This window comes from Pelomonas sp. KK5 (assembly GCF_001984095.1).
Lineage (GTDB): Bacteria > Pseudomonadota > Gammaproteobacteria > Burkholderiales > Burkholderiaceae_C > KK5.
Genome location: NZ_LYVQ01000113.1, coordinates 1 through 21,003, shown reverse-complemented (window position 1 = coordinate 21,003; position 21,003 = coordinate 1). Strand labels below are relative to the sequence as shown.

Genomic DNA, 21,003 nt, shown 5'->3' with positions numbered 1-21,003 from the left:
CAACAACCGCGGTGGCGGTGGTGGTGGCGGTGGTGGCCGTGGCGGCAGCGGCGGCCGGGGCGGCGGCTTCGGCGGCCGCCATCGCTGATCACGGCCATCGCCATCAGTCAAGAGACATTCACCAATAGACAGTACAATCGCGGGCTTTGCCAAGCCCGGAAATTCAGGAGAAACCCATGGCTATCGAACGTACCCTTTCCATCATTAAGCCCGATGCCGTGGCCAAGAATGTCATCGGCCAGATCTACGCCCGCTTCGAAGGCGCCGGCCTGAAGGTCGTGGCCGCCAAGATGGCCCACCTGTCGCGCGGCGAAGCCGAAGCCTTCTACGCCGTCCACAAGGCCCGCCCCTTCTTCAACGACCTGGTCAGCTTCATGATCTCCGGCCCGGTGATGATCCAGGCCCTGGAAGGCGAAGGCGCCATCCTGAAGAACCGCGACCTGATGGGCGCCACCGACCCGAAGAAGGCCGAGAAGGGCACCATCCGCGCCGACTTCGCCGACAGCATCGACGCGAACGCCGTGCACGGCTCGGACGCCCCGGAAACCGCTGCCCAGGAAATCGCCTTCTTCTTCCCCGGCATGAATGTCTACAGCCGTTAATTCGGCACCCGGCCTCTGGCGTTCCGGCCGGGAGGCCGGACGCTAGGAGCTCAAAGCAATGAACGACGCGGTCAACCCCCTTGAGCAGGTGAACCTGCTCGGTCTGGATCTGGAAGGGCTGGCCGCGTACTGCGAGCAGTTGGGCGAAAAGCGCTTCCGCGCCACCCAGCTGTTTCGCTGGATCCACCAGAAGGGCGCATCCGGTTTCGACCAGATGACCGACCTGGCCAAGTCCCTCCGCACGAAGCTGGAAGGCAAGGCCCTTATCGCCGCGCTGCCGGTGATCTCCGAACACGTGTCCGCCGACGGCACGATCAAGTGGCTGTTCGACGTCGGCAACGGCGACGCCGTCGAGGCCGTCTACATCCCCGAGTCCGACCGGGCCACGCTGTGCATCTCCAGCCAGGCCGGTTGCGCCGTCGGCTGCCGCTTCTGCTCCACCGGCCACCAGGGCTTCAGCCGCAACCTGGCGACCTGGGAAATCATCGCCCAGCTCTGGTATGCGGAGCATTCGCTGCGCCAGCGCCAGGGCACGACCGATCGGATCATCTCTAACATCGTGATGATGGGCATGGGCGAGCCGCTGCAGAACTACACGGCCCTGGTCCCGGCGCTGAAGATGATGCTGGACGACCACGGCTACGGACTGTCGCGCCGCCGCGTGACGGTGTCGACCTCCGGCGTCGTGCCGATGATCGACCGGCTGCGCGAGGACTGCCCGGTGGCGCTGGCCGTCTCCCTGCATGCACCGAACGACCCGCTGCGCGACCAGTTGGTGCCACTGAACAAGAAGTACCCGATCGCCGAATTGCTCGAATCCTGCGACCGCTATCTGGAGAAGGCCCCGCGCGACTTCATCACCTTCGAGTACTGCATGCTGCAGGAGGTGAACGACACGCCGGAGCTGGCCCATGAACTGGTGAAGCTGCTGAAGAACCGGATCAACTGCAAGCTGAACCTGATCCCGTTCAACCCCTTCCCGGCCTCGGGCCTGAAGCGCAGCACCAACGAGCGGGTCAAGGCCTTCGCCCAGATCCTGGTCGATGCGGGCATCGTCACGACCGTGCGCAAGACCCGTGGCGACGACATCGATGCCGCCTGCGGCCAGCTCGCGGGCGAGGTGCAGGACCGCACGCGCGCCCACATCCGCATGGTCCGCGCGCCGGTGGTGGTAAAAGGCGCATCGCCACAACGTACATAACCACGGATCCCCACGCCATGACGCGAGCCCGACCGGCCCCTGATCAGCAGTACCGCTTCCTGAAGTCCGGCCTGCTGCCGGTGCTTGCGACAGTGCTGCTGGGGCTGGCTGGATGCCAGGCGACCGCGCCGGTCGACAACGCCGTGCCGAAGACCGAATCGGACACCACCAACGCCGAGCGCCGCGCGAACGTCCGCACCGAACTCGCCAAGGGCTATTTCACCCAGGGCCAGTACAACACCGCGCTGGACGAGATCAAGCAGGCGCTGGCGGCCAAGCCGGATGCCCGCGACGCGATCAACCTGCGTGGCCTGGTCTATGCCGCGATGGGCGAGAAGCAGCTGGCCGACGACAGCTTCAAGCGGGCACTGGTCACCTTCCCGCGCGACCCGGACATCATGCACAACTACGGTTGGTTCCTCTGCCAGGAGCGCCGCTATCCGGCCGCCTTCGAGCAGTTCAACCAGGCGCTGCAGCAGCCCGAGTACCGCGGCATGGCCCGCACGCTGCTGGCCCGCGGTGTCTGCGAGCTGAGCGCCGGCAAGACGGCCGAGGCGCAGGCCTCGCTGGCCAAGGCCTTCGAGTACGACCCGGGCAATCCGGCCATCGCCTACAACCTGGCCAGCGTGCTCTACCGCGGCCAGCAGTACGAGCGGGCCCGCTTCTATATCCGGCGCGTCAATGCCCAGGCGGAGCAGACCAACGCCCAGTCGTTGTGGCTGGAGCTGCGCATCGAGCGCCGCATGGGCAACGCCATCCAGGTGGGCGACCTGAGCAAGAAGCTGCGCCGCGAGTACGCGCAGTCGCCGGAAACCCAGGCCATGGAGTCGGGGCAATTCGATGAGTGAACAAGAACAACAACATCAGCAGCAACAACAGGACGCCGGGCAGGGAACACCGAAAACGGCCGGCGCCTGGCTGCGCGATGCGCGCCAGCAGCGCGGCCTGCATATCGCCGCCGTGGCCGCGATGCTCAAGGTGCCGCAAGCCAAGCTGGAGGCGCTGGAAGCCGACCGCTGGCAGGAGCTCACCGACATGACCTTCGTGCGGGCGCTGGCCAAGGCGGTCTGCCGCACGCTGAAGATCGACCCGGAACCGGTGCTGCAACTGCTGCCCCGCGGCGGCGAGCGCGAACTGGACGTCAACAAGGGCATCAACCGGCCCTTCCGTGAGCGCGGCGCCCGCGATGACGGCTTCTCGCTGGTGCAGTTGCGGCGCCCGATCTTCTGGGGCCCGGCGCTGCTGCTGGTGGCGGCGGCCGTGCTGTACCTGATGCCCAACCGCTTGCTGGAGCCTTCTTCGCCGCCGCCGGCGCCGACCAGCGCAGCGTCCGAGGTGGCGGTCCCGCTCGCCGAGGCGCCGGCGGCCAGCGAGCCGGTCGTCGCTGAAACCGTATTGGCGCCGGCCCCGGTTGCTGCCAGCGCGGTGGCTTCCGCGCCGGTCGTGGTCGCCGCTGCGGCCAGCCTGCCGAAGCCTGCTCCGGCACCCGCGGTGACGGCCAGCGCGGCCGTCGCCAGCGGCGACCTGCTGCCGCTGAAGCTCCATATCAAGGCCGAGTCCTGGGTCGCCGTCAGCGATGCGCGGGGTCAGGTCTTGATCTCGCGCCTGGTGCAGCCCGGCGAAGACCCGGACCTGGCCGGCCAGCCGCCGCTGAAGGTGACCATCGGCAACGTGGCCGGCACCGAGCTGAGCGTGCGCGGCAATCCGGTCGACCTGGCCGCGCGCAACAAGGACAACGTCGCTCGCTTCGAGCTGAACTGAACGAACATGATCGATACCCGCAGTACCGTCGAAGAAGCGATCGCCGCCGCCAACCCGGCGCCGCGCCGCTCGCGCCAGGCCCGCGTCACCTGGGGCTCCCGCGTCGTGACCATCGGCGGTGACGCGCCGGTGCGCGTGCAGTCGATGACCAACACCGACACGGTGGATGCCATCGGCACCGCGATCCAGGTCAAGGAGCTGGCGATCGCCGGCTCGGAGCTGGTGCGCATCACCGTCAACACGCCCGAGGCCGCCGAGCAGGTGCCCTACATCCGCGAGCAGCTGGACCGCATGGGCATCGACGTGCCCCTGGTCGGCGACTTTCACTACAACGGCCACCGCCTGCTCACCGAGTACCCGGCGATGGCTCAGGCGCTGAGCAAGTACCGCATCAACCCCGGCAACGTGGGCAAGGGCGACAAGAAGGACCGCCAGTTCGCGATGATGGTCGAGGCGGCGATGAAGTACGACAAGGTCGTGCGCATCGGCGTCAACTGGGGCAGCCTGGACCAGGAGCTGCTCGCCCAGCTGATGGACGAGAACGCCAATCGCGCAGAGCCCTGGGACGCCAAGCCGGTGATGTACCAGGCGTTGATCCAGTCCGCGCTGCAGTCGGCCGCCTATGCCGCCGAGCTGGGCCTGAACCCCGACAACATCATCATCAGCTGCAAGGTCAGCGGCGTGCAGGACCTGATCTCGGTCTACCGCGAGCTGGCCAGGCGCTGCGACTACGCGCTGCACCTGGGCCTGACCGAAGCCGGCATGGGCACCAAGGGCACGGTGGCTTCCAGTGTCGCTCTGGGCATCCTGGCGCAGGAAGGCATCGGCGACACGATCCGCGTCTCGCTGACGCCGCAGCCCGGCGAGGCGCGTACGCAGGAAGTGGTCGTCGCGCTGGAGATCCTGCAGGCGCTGGGCCTGCGCAACTTCAACCCCAGCGTCACCGCCTGCCCCGGCTGCGGCCGCACGACCAGCACCACCTTCCAGGAACTGGCCAAGCAGATCGACGACTTCCTGCGCGAGCAGATGCCGGTCTGGCGCAAGAAGTATCCGGGCGTCGAGAACATGAAGGTGGCCGTGATGGGCTGCATCGTCAACGGCCCGGGCGAGAGCAAGCATGCCGACATCGGCATCAGCCTGCCCGGCACCGGCGAGGCGCCCGCGGCGCCCGTGTTCATCGACGGCGCCAAGGCGCTGACGCTGCGCGGCGAGAACATCGCCACCGAATTCCATGCTCTCGTCGAGCAGTACATCGAGCGTCGCTTCGGCGCCACCGTCTAAGTAAATGTCCGAAAAGAAACTCCAGCCCTTGCAAGCAGTCAAGGGCATGAACGACATCCTGCCGCCGGAATCGGCGCGCTGGGAATGGCTCGAAGCGAAGATGCGCAGCGTGCTGCAGCGCTACGGCTACCAGAACGTGCGCACGCCGATCGTCGAGCCCACCGCGCTGTTCGTGCGCGGCATCGGCGAGGTGACCGACATCGTCGAAAAAGAGATGTACGCCTTCGAGGACCGTGCCGACAAGCATGGCCAGGCCGAGCACCTGGCGCTGCGCCCGGAGATGACGGCCGGCGTCGTGCGCGCGATGACCGAGCACAACTTCCTGCGCGACTCGGGCCGCCGCCTCTACTACTTCGGCCCGATGTTCCGCCGCGAGAAGCCGCAGAAGGGCCGCTATCGCCAGTTCCACCAGATGGGCGTCGAGGCGCTGGGCTTCGCCGGGCCCGACGTGGACGCCGAGGTCATCCTGATGGGCAGCCGTCTGCTGCGCGAGCTGGGCCTGGTCGATGGCGATCACTTCCGCCTGGAACTGAACTGCCTGGGCTCGCCCGACGAGCGCCGCGCGCACCGCGAGGCGCTGATCAAGCATCTCGAAGCCCATGTCGAGCTGCTCGACGAGGACGGCAAGCGCCGCATGCACACGAACCCGCTGCGCGTGCTGGACACCAAGAACCCGGCGCTGCAGGACATGGCCAACGCCGCGCCCAAGCTGCTGGACTTCCTCGGCGAGGCATCGCTGGCCCACTTCAACGGCGTGCGCGCGATCCTCGACGCCGCCGGCGTGAAGTACACGATCAACCCGCGCCTGGTGCGCGGCCTGGACTACTACAACCTCACGGTCTTCGAGTGGATCACCGAGAAGCTCGGCTCGCAGGGCACGGTCTGCGGCGGCGGCCGCTATGACGGGCTGATCGAGCAGCTCGGCGGCAAGCCGGCGCCGGCGGTGGGCTTCGGCATGGGCATCGAGCGCATGCTGCTGCTGCTCGAAGAGGTGGGCGTGGCGCCGGCCGCGCCGGTGCCGCATGCCTATGCGGTCGTCCCCTCGGCTAACGGCTTGCCTCAGGTGATGGTGGCGCTGGAGGCGCTGCGCGGCGCGGGCGTGTCCGTGGTGCTGCATCCGGGCCAGTCGAGCATGAAGTCGCAGTTCAAGAAGGCCGATGCCAGCGGCGCGGCCTATGCGCTGGTGTTCGGCGAGGATGAACTGGCTCAAGGCCTGGTGGCCGTGAAGCCGCTGCGCGGGCAGGGCGGCGAGCAGGCCACGCGCCCGCTGGCCACCGCCGCCGAGTGGGCGGCCGAACTGCTCAACGCATAATCGCGGCTTTGCCGCACCCGTAGTCAGTCCCCTACCCAACGAATCTCATGGCGTCGCATCTCGATCTCGAAGAACAAGAACAGCTCGACCAGCTGAAGGCTTTCTGGAAGCAGTGGGGCAACCTGATCACCTGGGTGATCACCGCGGCGCTGCTCGCCTTTGCCGGCTGGCAGGGCTGGAACAAGTACCAGTCCGTGCAGGCGGCGCAGGCCTCGGCCAAGTACGACCTGCTGGACCAGGCCGTGCAGGCCGGCGATGCCGACAAGGCCGCCGTCGTCTTCGAGGACCTGAAGAGCCACTACGGCAGCAGCGCCTACGCCGCACAGGCTGCGCTGGCCACGGCCAAGGTGCAGCTGGACAAGGGCCAGGCCGACAAGGCCGCGGCCAGCCTCGCCTGGGCCGCCGACAACGCCGGCGACGACAACTACCGCGACATCGCCCGCCTGCGCCTGGCCGGCCTGCAGATCACGGCCAAGCAGTTCGATGCCGCCGCCAAGACGCTGGACGCGATCAAGTCCACCGAGTTCACCGGCCTGGTGGCCGACCGCCGCGGCGACCTGCTGCTGCTGCAGAACAAGCCCGCCGAGGCGCGCGCCGAGTTCCAGAAGGCCCTGGCCGCGCTGGACAAGACGCTGGACTACCGCCGCCTGGTCGAGGCCAAGCTGGCCACGCTGGGCGTGGCGACGGCCGAGGAGGCAGCCAAGTGAGGGCGCTCTCCGCATTCGCGCTGGCTTCGCTGGTCGCGCTCTCCGGCTGCTCGCTGTTCAGCTCGTCGAAGGCGCCGAAGCCGGCGCCGCTGGAAGAGCTGAAGGCCGCGACGATTGCTCCGCAGGTGCTGTGGAACCAGCGCATCGACAACACGTCCTTCGCGCAGGCCATCACCGCGCGTGACGGCAAGTTCTTCGTCGCCGCCGGCGACGGCGTCGTGCAGGCGCTGCAGGCCACGACCGGCCAGACCGTCTGGCGCGCCGACGTGGGTGCCAAGCTGTCGGCCGGCGTCGGCAGCGACGGACGCTTCGCCGCCGTCGTCACCCGCGGCAACGAGCTGGTGGTCATCGACGCCGGCAAGGTGCTCTGGCGCAAGACGCTGCCCACGCCGGTGATCGCCTCGCCGCTGGTGGCCGGCGAGCGCGTCTTCGTGCTGACCGTGGACCGCCAGGTGCAGGCCTTCGACGCGCTGGACGGCCGCAAGATCTTCGACATGCGCCGCCCCGGCGAGCCGCTGACGCTCGCCAAGGCCGGCGTGCTGGGCGTGTTCATGGACACGCTGATCGTGGGCCAGGGCCCGCGCATGACGGGCGTCGATCCGCTGCGCGGCACCGTGCGCTGGGAGTCCAGCGTGGCCAACCCGCGCGGCACCAACGAAGTCGAACGCCTGGCCGACCTGGTCGCGCCGCTGGTGCGCAACGGCGAGGTGCTGTGCGCGCGGGCCTTCCAGTCGGCCGTCGGCTGCGTCAGCGCCGAGCGCGGCGCCACGATCTGGAGCCGCATCGTCGGCGGCACCAACGGTGTCGGCGGCGACGCCCAGTACATCTACGGCGCCGACGGCTCCGACCGCCTCTCCGCCTGGCGCATCGCCACTGGCGACACCGCCTGGACCGCCGAGCAGTTCACCAACCGCAAGCTGGGCGTGCCGCTGGCCGTCGGCAACTCGGTGCTGGTGGGCGACTTCGAAGGCTATGTCCATTTCGTCGAGCGCGAGACCGGCAAGACGCTGGCCCGGCTGCCCACCGACGGTTCCCCCATCGTGACCGCTCCGGTGCTGCTGGACGGCATCGCGCTGGTGGCCACCGAAAAGGGCGGCCTGTACGCCATCAAGCCGTAAGCAGTAAACAGCTCGGCATAACAACAACAATAAGCTGACCCCATGAAGCCTGTCATCGCCCTCGTCGGACGCCCCAATGTGGGCAAGTCCACGCTGTTCAACCGGATGACGAAGACGCGCGACGCCATCGTCGCCGACTTCGCCGGCCTGACGCGCGACCGCCACTACGGCGATGGCCGCCTGGGTGACCGCGACTTCATCGTCATCGACACCGGCGGCTTCGAGCCCGACAGCAGCACCGGCATCGTCAAGGAGATGGCCAAGCAGACCAAGCAGGCCGTCGCCGAGGCGGACGTGGTCGTCTTCGTCGTCGACATCCGCCTGGGCCTGTCGGCCCAGGACCAGGACATCGCCCGCTACCTGCGCACCGCCAACAAGCGCATCCTGCTGGCCGTCAACAAGGCAGAGGGCATGAGCGACTCGCCGCTGCTGGCCGAGTTCCACGAGCTGGGCCTGGGCGATCCGCATCCGGTCTCGGCCGCGCACGGTCAGGGCATCCGCAGCCTGATCGAGGCGGCGCTGGAGCCCTTCCACTTCGACGACGACGAAGAGGGCGAAGCGGCAGACGACGGCGTGATTCGCCTGGCCGTCGCGGGCCGCCCCAACGTGGGCAAGAGCACGCTGATCAACACCTGGCTCGGCGAGGAGCGCCTGGTCGCCTTCGACATGCCGGGCACCACGCGCGACGCGATCAGCGTCGACTTCGAGCGCAACGGCCAGCGCTTCAAGCTGATCGACACCGCCGGCTTGCGCCGCAAGGGCAAGGTCTTCGAGGCGATCGAGAAGTTCTCGGTGGTGAAGACGCTGCAGGCCATCGCCGATGCCAACGTCGTGCTGCTGCTGCTGGACGCCACGCAGGGCGTCACCGACCAGGACGCCCACATCGCCGGCTACATCCTCGACAGCGGCCGCGCCGTCGTGCTGGCCATCAACAAGTGGGATGCGGTGGACAGCTACCAGCGCGAGACGCTGCAGCGCTCGATCGAGACCCGCCTGGGCTTCCTCAAGTTCGCGCCGATCCACAACATCTCGGCGCTCAAGCGCCAGGGCCTGGGCCCGCTGTGGGGCGGACTGGCCGATGCCTATGCCTCGGCCTACAAGAAGATGACCACGCCGGTGCTGACCCGCCTGATCCAGGAGGCCGTGCAGCACCAGACACCGAAGAAGGTCGGCCACTTCCGGCCCAAGCTGCGCTATGCCCACCAGGGCGGCATGAACCCGCCGATCGTCGTGATCCACGGCAACTCGCTGGAAGGCGTCACCGAGGTCTACAAGCGCTACTTGGAAGGCCGCATCCGCGCCCACTACAAGCTGGTCGGCACGCCGATGAAGATCGAGCTGCGTTCGGCGGCGAATCCCTTCGCCGACAAGGACTGATTCTTGCTGCTGAAGCCCGGACCGCCGATTTGACCGTCAGCGCGCGATCCGGGCTAACCCTGTGTTAAGGTGCAAGTCGTCAGTCAGACCTCCACAGAGCCTCCATCAACAACTCTCTCAACACGGAGCATATCGTGAGCAATAAAGGCCAACTCTTGCAAGATCCCTTCCTGAACCTGCTGCGCAAGGAGCATGTGCCGGTGTCGATCTACCTGGTCAACGGCATCAAGCTGCAAGGCCACATCGAGTCCTTCGACCAGTACGTCGTCCTGCTGCGCAACACCGTGACCCAGATGGTCTACAAGCACGCGATCTCCACGGTCGTGCCCGGCCGCGCGGTGAACTTCCACGCCGCCGAGGGATCCAACGAGGCTCCCAACTGAGCGAGCGGCTACAGCCACTGCCTTGAGTTCATCTTCCCCCGCCGTCAACGGCAATCCCGCCACGCCGCCGCCCTCCGAGGCGGCGCGTGCCATTCTCGTCGGCGTCGAGTTCGGCCGCACCGCCGGCCACAACGGCCAGCATCCCGGCAGTTTCGACCCCACGCTGGACGAACTGGCCCTGCTGGCCGAGTCGGCTGGCGACACGCCCGTGGCCAAGGTCGTCGCGCGCCGGCAGGCGCCGGACGCGGCGCTCTTCGTCGGCTCCGGCAAGGCCGACGAGATCAAGCTGCTCGTGCAGACCCACCAGGCCCACACGGTGCTGTTCGACCAGTCGATCTCGCCGGCCCAGCAGCGCAACCTGGAGCGGGTGCTGGGCGTGCCGGTGGCCGACCGCACCGCGCTCATCCTTGAGATCTTCGCCCGCCGAGCCAAGAGCCACGAGGGCAAGCTGCAGGTCGAGCTGGCCCGGCTGCAATACCTGGCCACGCGCCTGGTGCGGCGCTGGAGCCACCTGGAACGGCAGAGCGGCGGCATCGGCATGCGCGGCGGCCCCGGTGAGGCCCAGATCGAGCTGGACCGCCGGATGATCGACGACCGCATCAAGGTCACCAAGGAACGGCTGAAGAAGGTCCAGAAGCAGCGCAGCACCCAGCAGCGGGCCCGTGCACGTAACGGTGTATTCCGTGTGTCGCTGGTGGGCTATACCAACGCCGGCAAGTCCACGCTGTTCAACGCGCTGGTGAAGGCGCGCAGCTACGCGGCCGACCAGCTCTTCGCCACGCTGGACACCACCACCCGGTCGATGTACCTGGAGCAGGCCGGCGCCAGCGTCTCGCTGTCCGACACGGTCGGCTTCATCCGCGACCTGCCGCACAAGCTGGTGGCCGCCTTCCAGGCCACGCTGCAGGAGGCGATCGACGCCGACCTGCTGCTGCATGTGGTGGACGCCGCCTCGCCGGTGCTGGAGGAGCAACTGGCTGAAGTGGAGCGGGTGCTGGAAGAGATCGGCGCTTCGCACATTCCTCAGATCCTTGTCTACAACAAGCAGGACCTGCTCGACGAAGACCAGCGCCCGCGCCAGCCGCTGGACTGGATCGAGCGGCACGAGCCCGGCAAGGTCGGCGTTCGCATGCCGCGCGTGTTCGTCAGCGCGCAGGATGGCAGCGGGCTCGACGTGCTGCGCGAGCAACTGGTGGCGGCCATGCAGGCCGACAACACCGAAACCCAATCAACGATACAGGCGTGAGCATGAATCGCATCCCATTCGGCCGGTCGAGACTGTGGGGCCGCCTCTTCAACAACCGCAACGACGGCCCGCCGGACCTCGACGAGCTGTGGCGCGACTTCAATCGCAAGTTGTCCAATATGTTCGGCGGCAAGTCCTCGAACAACGGCAACGGCTCGGGCGAGGGCGGCAACGGCAATAGCGGCGGTGGCGGCGGCAACGGCCCCGACATGAGGAACGCCAGCATCGGCGCGGTGGTCATCGCCGGCGTCGTGCTGGTGGGCTGGCTGGCCAGCGGCGTCTTCATCGTGCAGGAAGGCGAGCAGGCGGTCATCACCTCCTTCGGCAAGTACAGCAGCACGGTGGGCGCCGGCATGCAGTACCGGCTGCCTTATCCGTTCCAGGCCAGCGAGATCGTCGCAGTGACGCGGCTGCAGCAGGTGGACGTGGGCCGTGCCGCGGTGGTGCAGGCCACCGGCCTGCGCGATTCGTCGATGCTGACCAAGGACGAGAACATCGTCGACATCCGCTTCAGCGTCCAGTACACGCTGAAGGACGCCCGCGAGTACCTGTTCGAGAACCAGCGCCCCGATGACGCGGTGACGCTGGCGGCCGAATCGGCAGTGCGCGAGATCGTCGGCAAGAACGACATGGACTCGGTGCTCTACGAGCAGCGCGACGCGATCGCCGCGCAGCTGGTCACGTCGATCCAGGCCCAGTTGGACCGGCTGAAGGCCGGCATCACGGTCAAGAGCGTCAACATGCAGGACGTGCAGCCGCCCGAGCAGGTGAAGGCTGCCTTCGACGACGCCTTCCGCGCCAAGGCCGACCGCGAGACCCGCAAGAACGAAGCCCAGGCCTATGCCAACGACGTGATCCCCAAGGCCCAGGGCACGGCCGCGCAGCTGCGCGAGCAGGCCGACGGCTACCGGCAGCGCGTGCTGGCCCAGGCCGAGGGCGATGCGGCCCGCTTCAAGAGCGTGCTGGCCGAGTACCAGAAGGCTCCCGCGGTGACGCGCGACCGCCTCTACATCGACACGATGCAGAGCGTCTACCAGAGCGTCACCAAGGTGATGATCGACAACCAGAAGAACTCCAACCTGCTGTACCTGCCGCTGGACAAGATCGTCCAGCAGGTGGGCGGCAGCGTCAGCGCGAGCACGCCGGTGCCGGCGCCCTCCGCGCCGAACGACCTGAACTCGCAGCTGAACAGCAGCAACCCCAGCAACGACATGCGTTCCCGCGACGGCCTGCGCAGCCGCGAGCGCGAGAGCCACTGAACCGGAGCCCCAGCGAATGAATCGCCTTGTCGTCATCGCCATCAGCGCGCTGATCGTCTTCCTGCTCGCCAGTTCGATGATGTTCATCGTCGACCAGCGCCGCTTCGCCGTCGTCTACTCGCTCGGCGAGATCAAGGAAGTGATCACCGAGCCGGGCCTGAAGTTCAAGCTGCCGCCGCCGCTGCAGAACGTCGTGATGCTGGACCGCCGCATCCAGACGCTGGACAGTCCCGAGTCGCGCCCGATCTTCACCGCCGAGAAGAAGAGCCTGGTCATCGACTGGCTGGTCAAGTGGCGCATCGCCGAGCCGCGCCAGTTCATCCGCAACAACGGCCCGGTCACCAGCAATATCGAGAACCGCCTGAGCCCGATCGTGCAGGCCGCGTTCAACGAGGAAGTGACCAAGCGCACCGTGCTGGGCGTGCTCGCCACCGAGCGCGACAAGGTCATGAACGACGTGCGCAGGCGCCTCGAGGACGAGGCCAAGCAGTTCGGCATCGAGGTGGTGGACGTGCGCATCAAGCGCGTGGACTTCGCCGCCAACGTGACCGAGGCGGTCTACAGCCGCATGAAGTCCGAGCGCCAGCGCGTGGCCAACCTGGACCGCGCCACCGGCAGCGCCGAAGGCGACAAGATCCGCGCCGACGCCGACCGCCAGCGCGACGTGATCGTCGCCGAGGCCTACCGCGACGCGCAGAAGGTGCAGGGCGAGGGCGATGCCAAGGCCTCGGCGGTCTATGCCGAATCCTTCGGCCGCGATCCGGCCTTCGCGCAGTTCTACCGCTCGCTGCAGGCCTACCGCAGCACCTTCCGCAGCAAGTCGGACGTGATGGTGATCGACAGCAGCAACGACTTCTTCAAGGCGATGCGCGGTGCGGGGGCGGCACCCGCGGCCGCGGCGCCACGCAAGTAAGAAGCGGGCATCGTGGGCACGCTGCTGGGCGCGCTGGCGCTGATGCTGGTGATCGAAGGGCTGATGCCCTTCATCAGCCCGGCGACCTGGCGCCAGGTGTTCAGCCGCGTGCTGCAGATGAGCGATGGGCAGATCCGCTTCATCGGCCTGTCCAGCATCGCGGCCGGCGTGGTCCTGATGCTGCTGTTCTGGAACTGACGTTCATCCGGCAAGCGTGACGGTTTTGCGGCGGTTCTCCGGGTTTGACCCGGTACAATGCCGTTTTTAACCGCCTCCCCCTGCCTCATGTCTTCTGCTTGGCTGTTGCCGGAGCACATTGCCGACGTCCTGCCCTCGCAGGCGCGCGCCATTGAAGAACTCCGCCGCGAACTGCTGGACATGGCCCGCACCTACGGCTGCGAGCTGGTCATGCCGCCGATGCTGGAGCATCTGGAATCGCTGCTCTCGGGCACCGGCCACGCGCTGGACCTGAAGACCTTCAAGCTGGTGGACCAGCTCTCGGGCCGCAGCCTCGGCCTGCGCGCCGACACCACGCCCCAGGTCGCCCGCATCGATGCGCACCTGCTCAACCGCGTCGGCGTCACCCGGCTGTGCTACTGCGGCCCCGTCGTGCATACGCGCCCGGACGGCCTCAACGCCTCGCGCGAACTGCTGCAGTTCGGCATCGAGATCTACGGCCACGCCGGCCTGGAAGCCGACCTGGAAGTGCAGGAGCTGGCGCTCGACGCGGTGGCTCGTGCCGGCCTGAAGGACGTGGCCCTGGATCTCGGCGATGCCCGCATCGTGCGCGGCGTGCTGCAGGGGCAAGACCTGACCCCGGCGGCGCTGGATGCCATCGTGGCGGCGCTGGCTGCCAAGGATGCCTCCGCGCTGGCCGCGTTGACGGGCGAGTTGCCCGCCCCGGTGCGCGAGGCGCTTGCATCGCTGCTGTCGATGTACGGCGGCATCGAGGTGCTGGACGAGGCCCGCCGCCGCCTGCCCGACAACGCGCTGGTCCGGGCCGCGCTGGATGATCTCCAGTGGCTGGCCAAGCACCTGCAGCAGACCCACGCGCACGTGAACCTCGGCTTCGACCTGGCCGACCTGACCGGCTATGCCTACTACAGCGGCGTGCGCTTCGCGCTGTATGCCAACGGCAGCAGCGATGCGGTGCTGCGCGGCGGGCGCTACGACGAGGTCGGCGCGGTGTTCGGCCGCCGCCGTCCTGCGGTGGGCTTCAGCGTGGACCTGAAGACACTGGTGGGCCTGAGCCCGGCCACGCCGCTGCGTGCCGCCGTGCGTGCGCCCTGGGGCGAGGACGCGGCGCTGCGCGCGGCCATCCGCCGCCTGCGCGAGGACGGCGAGACCGTCGTCTGCGTGCTGCCCGGCCACGAGCATGAGGGCGATGAATTCGACTGCGACCGGGAACTGGCGCAGGTGGGCAGTCAATGGGTTGTGCGCGCGCTCTGATCGCGACGGCCCGCTCCTGATACTTGAAGGAAAGAAACGATATGAACGGCGAAATCGCGCGCGGCCGCAACGTGGTCGTGGTGGGCACCCAGTGGGGTGACGAAGGCAAGGGCAAGGTCGTCGACTGGATGACCGATCACGCCGAGGGCGTCGTGCGCTTCCAGGGCGGCCACAACGCCGGCCACACGCTGGTGATCAAGGGCGTGAAGACCGCCCTGCAGCTGATCCCCTCCGGCATCATGCGCAACGGCGTGGCCTGCTACATCGGCAACGGCGTCGTCGTCGACCCGACCCACCTGCTGAGCGAGATCGAGCGCCTGGAGAAGGCCGGCGTGGAGGTGCGTTCGCGCCTGTTCGTCAGCGAGTCCTGCCCGCTGATCCTGCCCTTCCACGTCGCCGTGGACAAGGCCCGCGAGGCGCTGCGCGAGAGCAGCGGCAGCGGCAAGATCGGCACCACCGGCAAGGGCATCGGCCCGGCCTATGAGGACAAGGTCGCCCGCCGCGCGCTGCGCGTGCAGGACCTGAAGCACCCGGAGCGTTTCGCCAAGAAGCTGAAGGAACTGCTCGAACTGCACAACACCGCGCTGGCCGGCTATCTGAAGGCCGAGGCGCTGGAGTTCCAGCCGATCTTCGACCAGGCGATGAAGATGGCCGAGGTCATCAAGCCGATGATGGCCGACGTCGGCTACCTGCTGCACAAGGCCCACAAGGCCGGCGCCAACATCCTGTTCGAAGGCGCCCAGGGCACGCTGCTGGACATCGACCACGGCACCTATCCGTATGTCACGTCGAGCAACTGCGTGGCCGGCAATGCCGCCGCCGGTGCCGGCGTGGGCCCGCAGATGCTGCACTACATGCTGGGCATCACCAAGGCCTACACGACGCGCGTCGGCTCGGGCCCGTTCCCGACCGAGCTGGAGTGGGAGAAGGAAGGCACGGTGGGCTACCACCTCGCCACCGTCGGCCAGGAGAAGGGCACCGTCACCGGCCGCGCCCGCCGCTGCGGCTGGATCGACGCCGCGCTGCTGAAGCGCTCGATGATCATCAACGGCATCACCGGCCTGTGCATCACCAAGCTGGACGTGCTGGACGGCCTGAAGGAAATCCAGATGTGCGTCGGCTACAAGCTGAACGGCAAGACCCTGGACATCCTGCCGCTGGACGGCGACGAGATCGCTGCCTGCGAGCCGATCTACGAGACCTTCCCCGGCTGGACCGAGACGACCTTCGGCGCGACGAGCATGGACGCGCTGCCGGCCGCCGCGCGCGCCTACCTGGCCCGCATCGAGGAAGTCATCGGCGTGCCGATCGACATGGTGTCGACCGGCCCCGACCGCGAGCACACGATCGTCCTTCGTCACCCCTATCAAGCCTAAACAGGAGAACCTTCCATCATGCTGACCGACGACGGCAAACACCTGTACGTCTCCTGGGACGAATACCACATGCTGACCGAGCGCCTGGCGCTGAAGGTCCATGCATCGGGCTGGCAGTTCGACCAGATCCTGTGCCTGGCCCGTGGCGGCATGCGTCCGGGCGACGTGCTCTCGCGCGTGTTCGACAAGCCGCTGGGCATCATGTCCACGAGCAGCTATCGCGCCGAGGCCGGCACCATCCAGGGCCGCCTGGACATCGCCAAGTACATCACCATGCCGAAGGGTGAACTGGCCGGCCGCGTGCTGCTGGTCGACGACCTGGCCGACTCCGGCGTGACGCTGCGGGCGGTGGTGGAGCGCCTGCGCGGCATGCCCTCGATCAGCGAACTGCGCTCGGCGGTGATCTGGACCAAGGGTGTGTCCAGCTACACGCCGGACTACTACGTCGAGATGCTCGAGACGAGCCCGTGGATTCACCAGCCGTTCGAGGAGTACGACGGCATGGGCCCCGAGGCGCTGGCCAAGAAATTCGCCGTCTGATGACGTATAAAAGGCCCGTTATGCAGAACACGCAAACGGGCCTTGTTGTATCTGAGCCGCTGAACTTCGTCGGCGCAATGAAAAAGGCCAGCACAATGTGCTGGCCTTGTTCGTTTTGTTTTGGTGCCCAGGAGAGGACTCGAACCTCCACGGAGTTACCCGCTAGTACCTGAAACTAGTGCGTCTACCAATTCCGCCACCTGGGCATCTCAGGAAAGAAAGAGATTCTAGCATCAAAAATTTCAAGAACACGAATCAGGCGCCGGACAGTGGCAACCCGTCCGGAGAAGTCGAAGGCACCGTCCAGGGCCATCGCGATGGCCACGGCTTCCTGACGCCGGACGACGGCTCGGGCGACATCTACCTGTCTGCCCAGGAAATGCACGCGGTCATGCACGGCGACCGCCTGCGCGTGCGCCTGGTGCGCTTCGACAAGCGAGGCCGTCCCGAAGGCCGCGTGCTGGAGATCCTCGAGCGCAAGAAGCGGCCGATCATCGGACGGCTGCTGCTGGAGTCCGGCATCTGGCTGGTCGCGCCCGAAGACAAGCGCATGGGCCAGGACATCCTGATCCCGAAGAACGGCATCGCCAATGCGGCAGCGGGGCAGGTGGTGGCGGTCGAGCTGACCGAGCCGCCCTCGCTGTATTCGCAGCCGGTGGGCCGCGTCGTCGAGGTGCTGGGTGAGATCGACGATCCCGGCATGGAGATCGAGATCGCCGTGCGCAAGTACGACGTGCCGCACCGCTTCAGTTCGGCGGCGCTGCAGCAGGCTGCCAAGCTGCCCGAGCGGCTGCGCGCGGTCGACCTGAAGCACCGCATCGACCTGCGCGACGTGCCGCTGGTCACCATCGACGGCGAGGACGCCCGCGACTTCGACGATGCCGTCTACTGCGAGCCGCACAAGCAGGGTCGCGGCAAGACGGCGTTCAAGGGCTGGCGCCTGCTGGTCGCGATCGCCGACGTCAGCCACTACGTGAAGCCCGGCGAGGCGCTGGACGACGACGCCTACGAACGCGCCACCAGCGTCTACTTCCCGCGCCGCGTGATCCCGATGCTGCCGGAGAAGATCTCCAACGGCCTGTGCTCGCTGATCCCGTATGAAGACCGGCTCTCGATGGTCTGCGACATGCTGGTCAGCGAGGCGGGCGAGGTCAGCGCCTACCAGTTCTACCCGGCCGTGATCCGCTCGCACGAGCGATTCACCTATACCGAGGTGGCCGCCATCCTCGGCAACACGCACGGCCCCGAGGCCGCCAAGCGCAAGGCCCTGGTGCCGCACCTGCTGCACCTGCACGAGGTCTACCGCGCGCTGCTGGCCCAGCGCCAGCTGCGCGGCGCGATCGACTTCGACACCACCGAGACGCAGATCATCTGCGACGAGAACGGCCGCATCGAGAAGATCGTCCCGCGCACCCGCAACGATGCGCACCGGCTGATCGAGGAGGCCATGCTGGCCGCCAACGTCTGCTCGGCCGATTTCATCGCGCAGTCCAAGCACGCCGCGCTGTTCCGCGTGCACGAGGGCCCGACGCCGGAGAAGCGCGTGGCGCTGCAGGCCTACCTGCGCTCGCTGGGCCTGGGCCTGTCGATCAGCGACGACCCGAAGCCGGCCGAGTACCAGGCCATCGCCGCCGCCACCAAGGACCGACCGGATTCCGCGCAGATCCACAGCATGCTGCTGCGCTCGATGCAGCAGGCGATCTACACCTCGGCCAACTCCGGCCACTTCGGACTCAGCTACGAGGCCTACACGCACTTCACCAGCCCGATCCGCCGCTACCCGGACCTGCTGGTGCATCGCGTCATCAAGTGCATCCTGGCCGGCAAGAAGTACCACCTCGACGCCGGCAAGATGGAAGTGCCGATGCAGGTCAAGCGGCCCGGCCGCGCGGCGCCGCCGAACCCGGCCACCGCCTCGACCGAGGCCGAGCGCTGGGACGTCGTCGGCGCTCACTGCAGCGCCAACGAGCGCCGCGCCGACGAGGCCTCGCGCGACGTCGAGGCATGGCTCAAGTGCCGCTACATGCGCGAGCACCTGGGTGAGGAATTCAGCGGCACGGTCAGCGCGGTGACGAGCTTCGGCCTCTTCGTGCTGCTCGACTCGATGTACGTGGAAGGCCTGATCCACATCACCGAACTTGGCGGCGAGTACTACCGCTTCGACGAGGTGCGCCAGGAGCTGCGCGGCGAGCGCACCGGCATCCGCTACAGCACCGGCACCAAGGTGCAGGTGCAGGTCAGCCGCGTGGACCTGGACGGGCGCAAGATCGACTTCCGCCTGGTCAAGGACAACGAGGAGGCGCGGCTGGTGCGCGCGCAGGCGCAGCGTGCGCTGCCGGAGCGGCCGGCCTCGGCGGTCGAGGAACTGGAGCAGGTGCGCCGTGCCGATCGCGAGCTGAAGGCGGGTGGCCGCAGCGGAGGCGGCAAGAAGGCTTCGCCCCATCCGGTGAAGGCGGCGCGCCAGGCGGCCAAGGGCGGCAGCGGTGCATCGGCCAAGGCCGCGGCAAAGAAGTCGGCCGACGCGAAGGCGCGCAACAAGCGCCGCTGAGATTGGGTGTTAGGGCCGTGCAGGCCCGGAGGGAGCGCGATGGAAGAGTCCCTGGAGCAGGAACTGCAGGCGGCCGTCGTCGCTGCCCGCCGCTTCGCGCGGCGCAACTACTTGCTTGGCTACCTGATCGCCGGGCTGACGGTGCTGTCCAGCATCGCCGCCGGTCTGGCGGTCAGTCTCGACCAGGTGCCCAAGGGCTGGCAGGCGCTGCTGGCCTCGCTGCCGGCGGCGATGGTGGCATCGACGACGGTGTTCCGCTTCGAGCAGAAGTCCGCCTGGTTCTGGCGCAAGTCCAAGCAGCTGGACATGCTGCTGCGCGCGATCCGCTACGAAGGCCTCGGCGCCGCCGACGCCAGCAAGCTGTTCAGCAAGCTGGAGGTCGAGATGGAGCAGGAGTGGGTTTCGTTCGGCGCGATGGGCAAGAGCGGGGAGCGAGGTTGAGTCGTCATCAGGATTGGGTCAGGCGCCGCAAGGCCTGGAGCGCGGCCAGCAGCGACTGAGGCTCGCGCAGGGCCTGGCGTGCGGCGCCGACCTGGCGGCGCAGCGCAGGCGGCGTGGCCCGGCTTTCGATCAGGGTCAGCAGCGGCGCACGGGCTGCAGCCAGTTCATCGATCCAGTCGGCCTCCTGCATCGGCCTGATGCGGCGCAGCGCGCGCAGCGGCGGGGCCAGGGTCTGGATCGCATCGAGCGCGGCGATGAATCGCTCGGGCGAGCGTGTCGGGTCGGAGGGGTCCAGGGCCCCGGCCAGTGCGGTCAGCGCGTCGGCGATGCGCCGGCGCAGCACATCGCTCGTGCGCAAGGGCAGCAGCCACCAGGCCGCTGCGATGCCGGTCAGCGCGCCGACGGCGATCTCTTCCAGCCGCAGGCCCAGATCGATCCCGCCCGGCTGCAGCAGGGCCAGCGCGAGCGTCAGGAACAGCGCCCACCAGCCGTAGCCCAGCGGCCGCAGCCAGACGGCCATGAACAGGGCGGCCAGCATCCAGGCCGGCGCGGCGTCCACAGGGATGCGGGCGACCAGCAGCGCGAGGACGGTCCCCGCTGCCGCGCCGAGCAGCCGCAGCGCGGCCTTGTAGACGACGTCGAGCCGGCCCTGGTTGCCGCTGTTGACGATGAAGGCCGTCAGCACCACCCAGGCCCAGCGCTCGGGAAAGACCAGGTAGCCGATGACGAAGGACAGGGCCAGCGCCGCCGCCATCTGCAGTGCCTGGCGGGTGCTGGCGCGAGGGCGCAGCGTGCCGGGCGATGCGACGGCTGGCGCCGCGGGTGATGGGGCCGGCACCAGCCAGCCCGTTCGCTGCGCCAAGGCGTGAACCGCACTGACCCAGGCCAGCGCCAGCAGGCCGATCACGGCGGGCAGCCAGGCGGGCATCGCCGCATCCACCGGCGTGACCAGGATCGCGACGAAGGGCAGGGCGATCAGCATCCCTGCCTTGAGTCCGGCCGGGCCGAAGCGGCGCAGCCAGATCGAAGCGCCCATCGTGAGTACGAAGGCGCCCGCGCCGAGCCAGCGCCAATGCAGCAACAGCCAGCCGACCGCGGCGGCCGCCAGGGCCACCAGCGGCAGCACGGCGGCCGCTTCGAGCCGGCCGCGCAGGCTGCGGTCCAGCCGGCTGCGCGACAGCGACAGGCAGAGCAGGACGCCCAGCACCGCGGCGCCCGAGGACGGCGCGATGGCCAGCGTGCAGCCGAGCGTGCCCAGCGCAGCCAGCATCGTCGCCACGGCCTCGCGCAGCGCACTCGCGAGCGGGGCCCTGCCGTTCACAGGGCGGCGTGCAGCGCGTGCATGCGCTCGACCAGGTCCGCGGCTCGCAGCGGGCCAGCCGCCTGCGTCTCGCCGGCCGTGCCATGCCACCAGACGGCGGCGGCGGCCACCCCGCATGGGTCGGCCGAGGGCTGGCGCGCCCACAAGCCGCCGATCCAGCCGGCCAGC

General features: G+C 68.2%; 20 protein-coding genes and 1 tRNA gene. 19 read left to right on the top strand and 2 right to left on the bottom strand.

What is annotated here, in order from left to right; genetic code table 11:
* The first annotated feature begins 176 nt into the window (after positions 1–176).
* From ndk to B0W88_RS17950, 17 genes are all read left to right on the top strand, one after another.
* Complete coding sequence (gene ndk / locus B0W88_RS18030; RefSeq protein WP_077036024.1) at positions 177–602, top strand: nucleoside-diphosphate kinase; 426 nt, start codon at positions 177–179, stop codon at positions 600–602.
* Positions 603–660: 58 nt separating this feature from the next.
* Positions 661–1,803 carry a 23S rRNA (adenine(2503)-C(2))-methyltransferase RlmN gene (gene rlmN, locus B0W88_RS18025; protein WP_077036023.1) on the top strand — a complete coding sequence of 381 codons (1,143 nt, stop codon included), beginning with the start codon at positions 661–663 and terminating at the stop codon, positions 1,801–1,803.
* A 17-nt stretch (positions 1,804–1,820) separates the two neighbouring features.
* On the top strand, positions 1,821–2,651 hold the full coding sequence (pilW, locus tag B0W88_RS18020; protein ID WP_083748866.1) for a type IV pilus biogenesis/stability protein PilW: 831 nt from the start codon (positions 1,821–1,823) through the stop codon (positions 2,649–2,651).
* On the top strand, positions 2,644–3,564 hold the full coding sequence (locus B0W88_RS18015; protein WP_077036022.1) for a helix-turn-helix domain-containing protein: 921 nt from the start codon (positions 2,644–2,646) through the stop codon (positions 3,562–3,564). The genes pilW and B0W88_RS18015 overlap by 8 nt, the downstream gene beginning before the upstream one ends.
* Positions 3,565–3,570: 6 nt before the next feature.
* Positions 3,571–4,845, top strand: a complete 1,275-nt coding sequence (gene ispG, locus B0W88_RS18010; protein ID WP_077036021.1) for a flavodoxin-dependent (E)-4-hydroxy-3-methylbut-2-enyl-diphosphate synthase — start codon at positions 3,571–3,573, stop codon at positions 4,843–4,845.
* 46 nt (positions 4,846–4,891) lie between these two features.
* Positions 4,892–6,157: a histidine--tRNA ligase gene (gene hisS, locus B0W88_RS18005; RefSeq protein WP_369973903.1), complete on the top strand. Its 1,266-nt coding sequence runs from the start codon at positions 4,892–4,894 to the stop codon at positions 6,155–6,157.
* 47 nt (positions 6,158–6,204) lie between these two features.
* Positions 6,205–6,864 carry a tetratricopeptide repeat protein gene (locus B0W88_RS18000; protein ID WP_077036019.1) on the top strand — a complete coding sequence of 220 codons (660 nt, stop codon included), beginning with the start codon at positions 6,205–6,207 and terminating at the stop codon, positions 6,862–6,864.
* The gene (gene bamB, locus B0W88_RS17995; protein WP_077036018.1) at positions 6,861–7,982 is read left to right on the top strand and encodes an outer membrane protein assembly factor BamB; all 1,122 of its coding nucleotides are present in this window, start codon (positions 6,861–6,863) and stop codon (positions 7,980–7,982) included. The genes B0W88_RS18000 and bamB overlap by 4 nt, the downstream gene beginning before the upstream one ends.
* A 42-nt stretch (positions 7,983–8,024) precedes the next feature.
* Positions 8,025–9,359 (top strand): ribosome biogenesis GTPase Der, encoded by a 1,335-nt coding sequence (gene der, locus B0W88_RS17990; protein ID WP_077036017.1) that lies wholly within the window; start codon positions 8,025–8,027, stop codon positions 9,357–9,359.
* 134 nt (positions 9,360–9,493) lie between these two features.
* A complete protein-coding gene (gene hfq, locus B0W88_RS17985) occupies positions 9,494–9,742 on the top strand; it encodes an RNA chaperone Hfq (RefSeq protein ID WP_077036016.1) in 249 nt (82 codons plus the stop codon).
* Positions 9,743–9,833: 91 nt separating this feature from the next.
* Complete coding sequence (gene hflX, locus B0W88_RS17980) at positions 9,834–10,988, top strand: GTPase HflX (RefSeq protein WP_077036026.1); 1,155 nt, start codon at positions 9,834–9,836, stop codon at positions 10,986–10,988.
* Positions 10,989–10,990: 2 nt separating this feature from the next.
* Positions 10,991–12,247: an FtsH protease activity modulator HflK gene (gene hflK / locus B0W88_RS17975; protein ID WP_077036015.1), complete on the top strand. Its 1,257-nt coding sequence runs from the start codon at positions 10,991–10,993 to the stop codon at positions 12,245–12,247.
* Positions 12,248–12,263: 16 nt separating this feature from the next.
* Entirely contained in the window at positions 12,264–13,160 is an 897-nt protein-coding gene (gene hflC, locus B0W88_RS17970; protein ID WP_077036014.1) for a protease modulator HflC, read from the top strand.
* Between the two features lie 12 nt (positions 13,161–13,172).
* Positions 13,173–13,358 (top strand): DUF2065 domain-containing protein, encoded by a 186-nt coding sequence (locus B0W88_RS17965; protein WP_369973902.1) that lies wholly within the window; start codon positions 13,173–13,175, stop codon positions 13,356–13,358.
* A gap of 87 nt (positions 13,359–13,445) precedes the next feature.
* Positions 13,446–14,609, top strand: a complete 1,164-nt coding sequence (locus tag B0W88_RS17960) for an ATP phosphoribosyltransferase regulatory subunit (protein ID WP_077036012.1) — start codon at positions 13,446–13,448, stop codon at positions 14,607–14,609.
* Positions 14,610–14,650: 41 nt separating this feature from the next.
* Positions 14,651–15,985: an adenylosuccinate synthase gene (locus tag B0W88_RS17955; protein WP_077036011.1), complete on the top strand. Its 1,335-nt coding sequence runs from the start codon at positions 14,651–14,653 to the stop codon at positions 15,983–15,985.
* Positions 15,986–16,003: 18 nt separating this feature from the next.
* Entirely contained in the window at positions 16,004–16,525 is a 522-nt protein-coding gene (locus B0W88_RS17950; protein ID WP_077036010.1) for a phosphoribosyltransferase, read from the top strand.
* Positions 16,526–16,646: 121 nt separating this feature from the next.
* On the opposite strand, the gene B0W88_RS17945 is transcribed toward B0W88_RS17950, so the two are convergent.
* Positions 16,647–16,731 (bottom strand) — tRNA-Leu (locus B0W88_RS17945).
* 26 nt (positions 16,732–16,757) lie between these two features.
* On the opposite strand from B0W88_RS17945, the gene rnr reads away from it, so the two are divergent.
* Together rnr and B0W88_RS17935 are read left to right on the top strand one after the other, a co-directional pair.
* Positions 16,758–19,073, top strand: a complete 2,316-nt coding sequence (gene rnr, locus B0W88_RS17940; RefSeq protein WP_077036025.1) for a ribonuclease R — start codon at positions 16,758–16,760, stop codon at positions 19,071–19,073.
* Between the two features lie 39 nt (positions 19,074–19,112).
* Positions 19,113–19,514 carry a hypothetical protein gene (locus B0W88_RS17935; protein ID WP_077036009.1) on the top strand — a complete coding sequence of 134 codons (402 nt, stop codon included), beginning with the start codon at positions 19,113–19,115 and terminating at the stop codon, positions 19,512–19,514.
* 7 nt (positions 19,515–19,521) lie between these two features.
* On the opposite strand, the gene B0W88_RS33035 is transcribed toward B0W88_RS17935, so the two are convergent.
* On the bottom strand, positions 19,522–20,835 hold the full coding sequence (locus tag B0W88_RS33035) for an FUSC family protein (protein WP_077036008.1): 1,314 nt from the start codon (positions 20,833–20,835) through the stop codon (positions 19,522–19,524).
* Between the last annotated feature and the right edge of the window lie 168 nt (positions 20,836–21,003).